Genomic DNA, 11,116 nt, shown 5'->3' with positions numbered 1-11,116 from the left:
GTTGCGCGCGCCCGCGTACGGCAGCCGCCGACTGCACACACCGGCCGGACCTGCCACGACACGGCCGCCGGCGCCGCACACGTACGAATGGAGCATCCGAGGATGGCTCGACACCTGGTAACCAGCGCGCTTCCCTACATCAACGGGATCAAGCACCTGGGCAACATGGTGGGGTCGATGCTTCCGGCGGACGTGTACTCCCGGTACCTCCGCCAGCGCGGTCACGACGTCCTGTACATCTGCGCGACCGACGAGCACGGCACACCGGCCGAGCTGGCGGCCAAGGCGGCCGGGGTCTCGGTGGCGGAGTTCTGCGCGCAGGCGCACGGTGACCAGAAGGCCGTGTACGACGGTTTCCGACTGGCCTTCGACTACTTCGGCCGCAGTTCCTCGCAGCAGAACGTCGAGATCACGCAGCACTTCGCGCGGAAGCTGTGGGAGAACGGGTTCATCGAGGAACGGGCGATCAGCCAGGTGTACTCCCCGGTCGACGGCCGTTTCCTCCCCGACCGGTACGTCGAGGGCACCTGCCCGCACTGCGGTTACGACAAGGCGCGCGGCGACCAGTGCGAGAACTGCACCCGCGTCCTGGACCCCACGGACCTGCTGGACCCGCGCTCGGCGATCAGCGGCTCCACGGAGCTGGAGATCCGCGAGACGAAGCACCTCTTCCTGCTCCAGTCGAAGCTCCAGCACGAGGTCGAGGCGTGGGTGGCCCGGCACGAGGCGGACTGGCCGCATCTGTCCTCCTCCATCGCCCGCAAGTGGCTGACCGAGGGCCTGCTCGACCGGTCGATCACCCGCGACCTCGACTGGGGCGTCCCGGTCCCGGCGGACACCTGGCCGGAGCTGGCGGCCGAGGGCAAGGTCTTCTACGTGTGGTTCGACGCCCCGATCGAGTACATCGGCGCGACGAAGGAGTGGGCGGACGCGGCCCCGGCCGGCGAGACCCGCGACTGGAAGTCGTGGTGGTACGAGGCCGACGACACCGTCCGCTACACGCAGTTCATGGCGAAGGACAACGTCCCGTTCCACACGGTGATGTTCCCCGCCACCGAGCTGGGCGTGCGCGAACCGTGGAAGAAGGTCGACGTCGTCAAGGGCTTCAACTGGCTGACGTACTACGGCGGCAAGTTCTCCACCTCCCAGAAGAGGGGCATCTTCACCGACGCCGCGCTGGAGACGCTCCCCGCCGACTACTGGCGCTACTTCCTGATCGCCAACGCCCCCGAGTCCGACGACTCCTCCTTCACCTGGGAGCACTTCGCCGCCACGGTCAACAAGGACCTGGCCGACACCCTCGGCAACTTCGTCAACCGCGTCCTGTCCTTCTCCCGCAAGCGCTTCGGCGACGAGGTCCCCGCAGGCAACGCGGCGGGCGAGACGGAGACGCGCCTGGGCGAGGAGATCGCCCGCCTCCTCGCCGAGTACGAGCAGCACATGGACGCCCTCCAGTACCGCAAGGCGGCGGCGGCCCTGAGGGCCCTGTGGTCGGCGGGCAACTCCTACCTGGAGGAGAAGGCCCCCTGGCTGGAGATCAAGACGAACCCGGACGGCGCGGCCCTGACCCTGCGCACCGCGATGAACCTCATCCACCTCTACGCGATCGTCTCCGAGCCCTTCATCCCGGCCTCGGCCGCCGCCATGCGGGGCGCCTTCGCCCTGACCGCCGACACCGCGACCTGGGTGGCGCCCGAAGAGGCGAAGTCCCTGGCCGCCGTCCCCGCCGGCACGCCGTTCACCGTCCCGCCGGTCCTCTTCGCGAAGATCACGGAGGAGGACCTGGAGTCCTACCGGGAGCGCTTCGGCGGATCCGACGCCTGACTGCGTCTTCGGCGCCCGTACCGACTGCGGCTTCGTCCGACGGTACGGGCGCGGAAGCGCCCAGCCGGTTCATGTCGGCTCGGACTCAACCAGGGCGGGGGGATACGTGGGTGCCGCTCTGCTCACCTGCTGCACTGGCCCGTAGTCCTCAGGTTACGGCCGGACTCGCCCCATGGCGTTCGTAGAGCCGTTTCACCTGCGTAATCCAGAACTCGAACTTCTCGTCTGCGGATGCACTCATAGGCAGAAGCCGGAGGTCTTTGGCCAGCTGGTAGAAACCGGATCCGGCGTCGTTGGCACCCAGGTAGTTCACCAGTGCCGAGAGCATGACAGGAGGGTCGGAAGGAGCGATCTCCTGATCCCGTTCCACGATCAATCCGAGCAGATGTCCCACGGCCGCGCGCTCATCAGCCCGCCCGAAGTCGAAGGCGCGGCAACCGGTTCGCTTGGCCAGGGTGACGCTGAGCTCCGTGTAGGAGGTGAGCTTGCCAAGTTTCGCGCGCTCGACGAGGAATCCCCGTCCGGCGTCTACGAGCACGTCCCACTCGCTGTCTGCACGGCCGTATCCAGGCATCCCGCCCCCTCCGAGCCAAGCCGATCCATACGCGGAAACGTACAGTGACGGCGGGGGTCCCACAATCGCTCGTACGGTGGCGAACGAGTGTGCAGTCGGGACGCCCTCTTTGCCCATCTGGCGCTTACGGTAAGGCGAGTTGGCAGGCAGCCTCGAAGGGCATATGAGCAGCACGCAGACGCACGCTGAAATTCTCAGCGAGGCCATCCACGCCCTCCATGGGGCCTGGGACGCTGAACGCGCCTTGGCGGCCCTGTTCGGAGCGGGGTACCGTCCAACTGGTGTGGCGACCGGGAAGAAGCGGGCACGCCAGGTGCTCCGAGAGCTCGCCGACGCCGGTGTCATCGTGAAGGTGAGTGGGAGGCCCGTGGCATACCGGCGCACTGACAGCTGATCTGTTGCCGACTGGGCGCGACACGCCCTGCTGGATACCGCTCACAGGGCCAGGTCGGCCCTGCCTGCGTCATAGAGCGGCGCAGTCCCCCCATAGTCAGCCCGCCCGGTGAGCGGGGTCGGCCCCGGCAGCCGACCGGCAACCATGGCGAGACTATTCACTCGGACCCTCGCCCGCCTGGCGGCTTAGTTCGAGCGCTCCAAGCGCAGGGCATGTGCGGCCTCGGGCATAGCAGCCCCGCTCCGCGGTGGCCCTCCCCGCATCCGTCTGGGAACCGCCGGGGAACCGCCTCCCGTTCCTGGCTCCCCAGTGGCTCCCAAACCGACCCCGGAAACCACTCAGGGGCCTGATCCACTCAGTGGATCAGGCCCCTGACCTGGTACTTCAGCTGTCGGGGTGGCGGGATTTGAACCCACGACCTCTTCGTCCCGAACGAAGCGCGCTGCCAAGCTGCGCTACACCCCGATGTCCACCGGACTCCCGGCGACATCGATTACTTTAGCCCACCTGCGGCCGGAGGCGAAATCCGGTTTTGCCCGGCCTCGCGCACGCCCGGTGTCCGGGGCCCCCGTACGCCCCGCACATCGGTCCCTTCCCCGGGCTCAGGCCCTCGGCGTGAGCGTCAGCAGGGTGGCTTCCGGGGGGCAGGCGAAGCGGACCGGGGTGTAGCGGTTGGTGCCGCAGCCGGCGGAGACGTGGAGGTAGGCGCGGCGGTCGCCGACCGTGTGGCTCGACAGGCCCTTCACCCGGTCCGTGTCCAGGTCGCAGTTGGTGACCAGCGCCCCGTAGAACGGGATGCACAGCTGGCCGCCGTGCGTGTGGCCCGCGAGGATCAGGGGGTAGCCGTCGGCCGTGAAGGCGTCCAGGGAGCGCAGGTACGGGGCGTGGACCACGCCGATGGAGAGGTCGGCGCCGCTCGTGGGGCCGCCCTGGACCTCCGCGTACCGGTCCCGCTTGATGTGCGGGTCGTCCAGGCCGGTGAACGCCAGCTCCATGCCGTCGAGCTTGAGCCGGCCCCGGGTGTTCGACAGGTTCAGCCAGCCCGCCTCGTCGAAGGCGTCGCGCATCGGCTCCCACGGGTTGTGGACGACGCCGACCGCGGGGGCGTTGCCGTTCAGGCCGTGCTTGCCCTGGGCCTTCTCCAGGAGGTAGCGGGCCGGGTTGCGCAGCTTCGGGCCGTAGTAGTCGTTGGAGCCGAAGACGTACACCCCCGGGAACTCCATCAGCGGGCCCAGCGCGTCCAGCAGCTCCGGTACGGCGTCCGGGTCCGAGAGGTTGTCGCCGGTGTTCACCACGAAGTCGGGACGCAGTCCGGCGAGCGACTGCAACCAGGCGCGCTTCTTGCGCTGACCGCTCACCATGTGGATGTCGGAGACCTGGAGCACGCGCAGCGGGCGTGCCCCGTGCGGGAGCACCGGAATGGTGACCCGCCGCAGGCGGAACGAGCGGGCCTCGAACCCGGCGGCGTAGGCCAGTCCGGCGGCGCCGACCGCCGCGCCGACTGCCGTGACTTTCAGGGGGACTCCGTAGCGTGCGCGCATGTGCCCATCGTCGCAGACCGGGCCGTGCGGCCGGGAAAACCGGTGGGCGGTCCGGGGCCCGCACCTGTCACAATCACGGCATGACCACGCTCAAGTCCAAGCTCAAGGAAGACCTCCACGCCGCCATGAAGGCGCGCGACGAGCTGACCTCGTCCACCCTTCGGCTCACCCTTACCGCGATCACCAAGGAAGAGGTCAGCGGCACGTCGGCGCGCGAGCTCTCCGACGACGAGGTGCAGAAGGTGATCGCCAAGGAGGCGAAGAAGCGCCGTGAGGCGGCCGAGGCGTTCGCCCAGGGCGGTCGGACCGAGCAGGCCGAGCGGGAGAAGGCGGAGGGCCTTCTCCTCGACGGCTACCTGCCCAAGCAGCTCACCGACGACGAGCTGAACGCGATCGTGGCCTCCGCCGTCGAGGAGGCGAAGGCCGCCGGGGCCGAGGGGCCGCGCGCGATGGGCGCCGTCATGAAGATCGTCAACCCGAAGGTGGCCGGGCTCGCCGAGGGCGGCCGGGTCGCCGCCGCGGTGAAGCGGCGCCTCGCCGGCTGAGGACACGGTGAAGCGGCGCCTCGCCGGCTGAGCAGGTGGTGGAGCGCCCTCTCGGCGGCTGAGTCGTGACGGAGAACCCTCTCGTCGGCTGAGCCCCGGATGAGGAACCTCTCGCCGGTTGAGCAGGTGGTGGAGCGCAGCCCGTCGGCTGAACCGCCGCCGCCGCCGGTCCTGTCCGGGCCTCGCTGCCGGAGGGAAGAGAGCCCCGCCGCCGGAGGCCGCCCGGAGACCGGAAAGCGCCGTCGCCGGGCACGGAGAGAGGGCGGGCGCCCCGGTCGTGACCGGGGCGCCCGCCCTCTCTCCGCTTCGCCGTTCCTACGGGTCAGGGGCCCTCGTGGCCGCCGCCCCGGCCGCCGCCGGGCCCGCCGCCCGGTCCGCCGATCACGCCGTCCGGGAGCTCGATGCCGGGGAACCGGTTGCCGTCGTCACCGGGCTTGCGGTCCTCGCGGTCCTCGTCGCCCCGGCCGCGGCCGGGGTTCCGGTCGCCCTTCTCCTTGTCCTCCTTCTCCTTGCCGCGAGGCACGGAGACCGGGTTGAAGCCCGGGGTCTCGGAGGCGTCCAGCGCGCCGGTCATCGCGATGCGCCAGATCGGGCCGGGCAGGCAGCCACCGCAGACCTTGTCGTAGTACTGGCCGCCGATGGTGACGCCGAACATCGAGCTCTTCTCGCCGATGTCGTCACCGACCCACACCGCGGTGGAGAGGTTCGGGGTGTACCCGACGAACCAGGCGTCCTTGCGGTCGTTGGTCGTACCGGTCTTGCCGGCGTTGTCCCGGTCGCTGAGTCCGGCCTGCGTACCGGTGCCGTCCTCCACGACGCCCTTGAGCATCTGGTTGATGGTGTCCGCGGTCCGCTCGCTCATCGCGCGCGAGCAGGACGTCTTCGGCACCGGGACCTTCTTGCCCTGCGGGTCCTTGATGGACTCGATGGCGATCGGCGTGCAGTACGTGCCCCGGTTGGCGAACGCGGCGTACGCGCCGGCCATGGAGAGCGGCGTGCTCACCTCACCGCCGAGGGTGATCGACGGGTACTCCCCGACCTTCTTGCCGTCACCGCGCTCGTACCCGAGCTTCTTGGCCATCTCGACGGTCTCGCAGAGGCCGGCCTTCTGCTCCAGCAGCGCGAAGTAGGTGTTGATGGACTTGCCGAGCGCGCTGGTCATGTCCCAGGTGCCCTTCTCGGACTCCAGCTCGTTCTGCAGGGGCCAGTCCGCGTAGCCGGCCGGGGAGCCGGAGCAGTTGCGGAAGTCCCGCTCCTTGAGCGTCATCTTCCAGTCCGTCGAGAACGACGTCGCCGGGCTGATGCCCTTCTCCAGTGCCGCCGCCGCGGTGAACGGCTTGAACGTCGAGCCGACCTGGAAGCCGTAGGTGCTGCCGCCCATCTTGTTGCTGACGGCGAGGTTCAGCACGGTCTCGTTCTGCTTCTGGTCCAGGCCGTACGGGCGGGACTGGCCCATCGAGAGGATCTTGCCGCTGCCCGGCTGGACCTGCACCACGGACGCCGCGAACTTGTCGGTCTTGTTGACCTTCGCGGTGGCGGCCTCGTTGGCGGCCTTCTGCGCGCGCGGGTCCAGCGTGGTCCGGATGGTCAGGCCGCCGAGGTTCCAGAGCTTGGCCCGGTCCTCCTCGGTCTTGCCGAAGGCGGGGTCGGTGAGGATCGTCTTGCGGACGTAGTCGCAGAAGAAGCCGGAGCCGCTGACGGCGGTGATGCAGCCGTTCTTCGGCCGGGAGACCTTCAGCTCGATGGGCGTCGCCATGGCCTTGTCGGCCTCGGTCCGCGAGATGCTGTCGACCGCGGCCATCCGTGCCAGCACGGTGTTGCGGCGCTTGGTCGCCTCCTCCGTGTCGTTGACCGGGTCGTAGCGGCTCGGCGACTGGACGAGGCCGGCGAGCAGGGCGGCCTCCTCCAGCTTGAGGTCCTTGGCGCGCTTGGAGAAGTAGCGCTGGGAGGCGGCTTCGACGCCGTACGCCTGCTGCCCGAAGAACGTGATGTTGAGGTAGTTCTCCAGGATCTTCTTCTTGCCGAGCTCCTCCTCGACCTGGATCGCGTACTTCAGTTCGCGGACCTTGCGGCCGAGCGTCTGCTGTGTGGCCTGTGCGACCTTCTCCGGGTCGTCGCCCGCCTCCTCGACGAAGACGTTCTTCACGTACTGCTGGGTGAGGGTCGACGCGCCCTGCGCGGTCCCGCCCGCCTGTACGTTGCGGTTCATCGCCCGCAGGATGCCCTTGAGGTCGACCGCGCCGTGCTCGTAGAAGCGGGAGTCCTCGATCGCGATGATCGCGTCCTGCATGTACGGCGAGATGTCCTTGAGCGGGACGACCGTGCGGTCACGGGAGTAGACCGTGGCGATGGTGCCGCCGTCGCGGTCCTGGATCGTGGTCCGCTGGCTGAGCGGCGGCGTCTTGAGGTTGGAGGGGATCTCGTCGAAGCCTTCGACCGTCCCCTTCGCGGCGAGCCCCAGCGCTCCGGCTGCGGGCAGCGCGATGCCTGCCAGGACAGCTCCGGAGAGCGCGGCGACACCGAGGAACTTGGCGGCCTGCTGGGTCGTGGTGAGACCCCCGCCCGAGCGCTTTTTTGGCATGGGGGCAGCCTAACCAGTTGTGATGAACGTGTCGTAGGAGCAGGGGCCTCTCGGAGCGTTCGCGTACCAGACCGTGACATCCGGATGGGCCGGTCGGCCGTCCCCCGACCGCCGACGAACCCTTCGCGGCCCCTCGCGGGGTGGCGGTGGGCGGTGCCGGGTGGTCCGTCCGCGCCTGCGGTTCCTCGGCGTCCGGGGAGCGTGCCCCTCGCCTCGCGGCCCCTGTGTGCGGCGCGGGCACGCGGACGTGCGGCGGCTACGTTCGCATTCGCCGGACAGACGGGCAGGCGTTGGCCTAAGCTGCTCTCAACTGTCACAGCAGTCCGGTTACGTATCAAGTCCCCTGCCGTCCCATGCGCATCTTCTGGTCATTCTTCTCCTGACCGATGAGCAACCGCATTGCCCTGCATGGCCCTTCGTTGTGGCACCGAGGCGCTCCCGAAACGCCCCGTATGCCAGAAGAAGTCCTTTGCGACTTGAGTACACTGTCCGTTTTTCGCAGGGTTAGTCGCGCATGTCCTTCGCTCACTCCCCTGGGTGATCTGCCGCATACGCATAGTCCGTTCGGACCATTCAAGATTGGGCCCGAAGGGGGTGTTGTGCTGTCCCCACCTTCCGTAACGTCCACAACTGGCAGCGGTGAATATGCCGCTACCGCCGTGGGGGAGCCTCGATTCGGGAGAGGACGGCGCCGGCATGGGCTGGGTAACCGACTGGAGTGCGCAGGCAGCCTGCCGCACTACCGATCCGGATGAACTGTTCGTACAAGGGGCAGCGCAGAACAGAGCCAAGGCGGTGTGCACCGGATGCCCGGTGCGGACCGAGTGCCTGGCCGATGCGCTGGACAACCGCGTCGAGTTCGGCGTGTGGGGCGGCATGACGGAGCGGGAGCGCCGCGCGCTGCTGCGCCGTCGGCCGACCGTCACGTCCTGGCGCCGACTGCTGGAGACCGCGCGCAGCGAGTACGAGCGGTCCACCGGCATCCTGCCCGGAGTCATCGGGCTGGAGGACGAGGAGCTGCACGAGACGTACGCCGCGGTGGGGTAGCCGCGGGCCCGGTCCACGACGCGTGCGGGCGAGCGCGGACGCCGCCGCCGAGTCCGGCCCGTGCGCGGGCCGTCCGCGGGCCGTGCACCGGCGGCGCGCCGGAGCCCCGTCCGTGCCCGGACGCACCGGTCGCTGCTACGCCGCTCCGGCCGGAGCCGGGGCGGAACCGCCCGCGAGGCGGTCGCCGATGGCCCGGAGGCCGTCGAGGTCGTGTACGTCGCCGGGCAGCGCCGCCACGGCCGTCACCGCCACCTCGGGGTGGAGCGCGGTGAAGCGGTCGCGGGTGCGGTCCTCGCGGGCGACGACCTGCATGCGCTCGGCGTGCAGGCGCAGCAGCCCGGCCGTCAGTTCCTCGATGCCGATGCCGGAGCCGGTGCCGGCGCTCTCGCCGGCGGCGTCGGTCTCGCCGGCTGTGTCGATCTCGTCGGGTGTGTCCGTCGTGTCCTGGTGCTCGGGTGCGGGCTCGGGGCCGGACGCCTGCTCGGCCTCGGGGGAGAGGGGCGGCTCGGTCGGTCCGGAGGCGGCGGGGGCCGGGTCGGGGGCTTCCCGGTCGCCAAGGCCAGCTTTCCCGGCCTCCTGATCCACAATGCGGGCGACGTCAAGATTTTCCGCGGCGGCCAGCGCCTGCTCGGACGAGAGCCGCGCGGCCTCGCTGCCGTGCACGCGGTTGAGGACCAGACCGGCCAGCGGCATGTCCTCGGCGGCCAGCCGCTCCACGAAGTAGGCGGCCTCGCGCAGCGCGTCCCGCTCCGGCGTCGCCACCACGAGGAAGGCCGTGCCGGGGGCCTGGAGCAGCTTGTACGTGGCGTCCGCGCGGCTGCGGAAGCCGCCGAACATGGTGTCCATCGCGGCGACGAACGTCTGGACGTCCCGCAGGAACTGACCGCCGAGCAGCTTGCCCAGCGTCCCGCTCATCATCGACATCCCGACGTTGAGGAACTTCATCCCGGCCCGGCCGCCCACCTTCGCGGGCGCCATCAGCAGCCGGATGAACTTCCCGTCCAGGAAGGACCCCAGGCGTTTCGGCGCGTCCAGGAAGTCCAGCGCGGAGCGCGAGGGCGGGGTGTCGACGATGATCAGGTCCCACTCGTCGCGCGCCCGCAGCTGCCCCAGCTTCTCCATCGCCATGTACTCCTGCGTACCGGCGAACCCGGCCGACAGGGACTGGTAGAAGGGGTTCTCCAGGATGGCCCGGGCCCGCTCGGCGTCCGCGTGCGCCTCGACGGTCTCGTCGAAGGTCCGCTTCATGTCGAGCATCATGGCGTGCAGTTCGCCGTCGCCCGTGATGCCGTCGACCTGCCGGGGGACGTTGTCCAGCTGGTCGATGCCCATCGACTGGGCGAGCCGGCGGGCCGGATCGATGGTGAGGACGACGGCCTTCCGGCCGCGTTCGGCGGCCCGTACGCCGAGGGCGGCGGCCGTCGTGGTCTTGCCGACCCCGCCGGAACCGCAGCACACGACGATCCGGATGCCCGGGTCGTCCAGCAGCGCGTCGACGTCGAGGGGCGTGCCGGCGCCGGTGTCCGGGGCCGGACCGGCCAGCCCCGCGCCCGCCGTCTCCGTACCGGATGTGTCCGCCCTCATGCGTCCCCCTCTTCCCCCGCGCCCTGCTTGCGGAGCTCCGTGGCCAGGTCGTGCAGCGCGCCGAGGTCCACCCCGTCGCCGATCAGGGGCAGTTCGGCCGTCGGCAGGCCGAGTCCGGCCAGCACCGCGCGCTGCTCCCGCTCCAGGCCGACCCGCTCGGCGTGCTCGGCCGCCTGCTCGACCAGGGGACGCACGAGGGCGGCGGAACGGGTCACTCCGGCCCGGGTCAGCGCCTTGGCGATCTCCCCGCGGCGGCCGCCCGCGGCGGTGCGCAGGGCGTCCTCGTCCAGCAGGTGCGGGCGGACCATGTTCACGAAGACGCTGCCCACAGGCAGTTCGGCGGCGCGCAGCTCGGCGATGCCGTCCGCGGTCTCCTGGACCGGCATCTCCTCCAGGAGCGTGACCAGGTGCACCGCGGTCTGCGGGGACTTCAGGACCCGCATCACCGCCTGCGCCTGGTTGTGTATCGGGCCGATCTTCGCCAGCCCGGCGACCTCGTCGTTGACGTTCAGGAAGCGGGTGATCCGGCCGGTCGGCGGGGCGTCCATGATCACGTGGTCGTAGACGAAGCGGCCCTGTCTGTCCTTGCGGCGTACGGCTTCGCACGCCTTGCCGGTCAGCAGCACGTCCCGGACGCCGGGCGCGATGGTGGTGGCGAAGTCGATCGCGCCGAGCTTCTTCAGGGCCCGGCCCGCGCCGCCGAGCTTGTAGAACATCTGGAGGTAGTCGAGGAGGGCGAGCTCGGCGTCGATCGCCAGCGCGTACACCTCCCCGCCGCCCGGCGCGACGGCGATCTTGCGCTCCTCGTAGGGGAGCGCGCCGGAACCGAAGAGCTGGGCGATGCCCTGCCTGCCCTCGACCTCGACGAGGAGGGTGCGCCTGCCCTCGGTCGCGAGGGCGAGCGCGAGGGCGGCGGCGACCGTGGTCTTACCGGTGCCGCCCTTGCCACTGACGACCTGGAACCTGCTCACGTATTCGAGCCTAACCAGTCAGGCCCCGGCCTACGCACGGGACCGTACGTGCCAG

Annotated in this window: 8 protein-coding genes and 1 tRNA gene; 3 read left to right on the top strand and 6 right to left on the bottom strand. The window is 70.1% G+C overall.

Going from position 1 to position 11,116, the window contains the following annotated elements:
• Window positions 1–102: 102 nt before the first annotated feature.
• A complete protein-coding gene (gene metG / locus ACH4K1_RS28545) occupies window positions 103–1,824 on the top strand; it encodes a methionine--tRNA ligase (RefSeq protein ID WP_398092456.1) in 1,722 nt (573 codons plus the stop codon).
• Between the two features lie 148 nt (window positions 1,825–1,972).
• On the opposite strand, the gene ACH4K1_RS28540 is transcribed toward metG, so the two are convergent.
• The 3 genes from ACH4K1_RS28540 to ACH4K1_RS28530 all read right to left on the bottom strand — a co-directional run bounded on the left by ACH4K1_RS28540 (window position 1,973) and on the right by ACH4K1_RS28530 (window position 4,333).
• Window positions 1,973–2,398: a hypothetical protein gene (locus tag ACH4K1_RS28540; protein ID WP_398092455.1), complete on the bottom strand. Its 426-nt coding sequence runs from the start codon at window positions 2,396–2,398 to the stop codon at window positions 1,973–1,975.
• A gap of 785 nt (window positions 2,399–3,183) precedes the next feature.
• Window positions 3,184–3,257 (bottom strand) — tRNA-Pro (locus ACH4K1_RS28535).
• A 137-nt stretch (window positions 3,258–3,394) separates the two neighbouring features.
• Window positions 3,395–4,333: a metallophosphoesterase gene (locus tag ACH4K1_RS28530; protein ID WP_398092454.1), complete on the bottom strand. Its 939-nt coding sequence runs from the start codon at window positions 4,331–4,333 to the stop codon at window positions 3,395–3,397.
• Between the two features lie 80 nt (window positions 4,334–4,413).
• On the opposite strand from ACH4K1_RS28530, the gene ACH4K1_RS28525 reads away from it, so the two are divergent.
• On the top strand, window positions 4,414–4,878 hold the full coding sequence (locus ACH4K1_RS28525) for a GatB/YqeY domain-containing protein (protein ID WP_228994534.1): 465 nt from the start codon (window positions 4,414–4,416) through the stop codon (window positions 4,876–4,878).
• A gap of 322 nt (window positions 4,879–5,200) precedes the next feature.
• Here ACH4K1_RS28525 and ACH4K1_RS28520 read toward each other — a convergent pair whose 3' ends face one another.
• A complete protein-coding gene (locus tag ACH4K1_RS28520) occupies window positions 5,201–7,459 on the bottom strand; it encodes a transglycosylase domain-containing protein (protein WP_398092453.1) in 2,259 nt (752 codons plus the stop codon).
• Between the two features lie 696 nt (window positions 7,460–8,155).
• On the opposite strand from ACH4K1_RS28520, the gene ACH4K1_RS28515 reads away from it, so the two are divergent.
• On the top strand, window positions 8,156–8,506 hold the full coding sequence (locus ACH4K1_RS28515; protein WP_006126397.1) for a WhiB family transcriptional regulator: 351 nt from the start codon (window positions 8,156–8,158) through the stop codon (window positions 8,504–8,506).
• 135 nt (window positions 8,507–8,641) lie between these two features.
• On the opposite strand, the gene ACH4K1_RS28510 is transcribed toward ACH4K1_RS28515, so the two are convergent.
• Together ACH4K1_RS28510 and ACH4K1_RS28505 are read right to left on the bottom strand one after the other, a co-directional pair.
• On the bottom strand, window positions 8,642–10,090 hold the full coding sequence (locus ACH4K1_RS28510; RefSeq protein ID WP_398092452.1) for an ArsA-related P-loop ATPase: 1,449 nt from the start codon (window positions 10,088–10,090) through the stop codon (window positions 8,642–8,644).
• Window positions 10,087–11,061, bottom strand: a complete 975-nt coding sequence (locus ACH4K1_RS28505; protein ID WP_398092451.1) for an ArsA family ATPase — start codon at window positions 11,059–11,061, stop codon at window positions 10,087–10,089. Before ACH4K1_RS28505 ends, ACH4K1_RS28510 begins: the two co-directional genes overlap by 4 nt.
• Window positions 11,062–11,116 lie beyond the last annotated feature (55 nt).

The sequence above is a fragment of the Streptomyces sp. NPDC017448 genome (genome assembly GCF_044330565.1).
Classification (GTDB): Bacteria; Actinomycetota; Actinomycetes; order Streptomycetales; family Streptomycetaceae; genus Streptomyces.
This window is presented reverse-complemented; position numbering and strand designations above follow the sequence as displayed.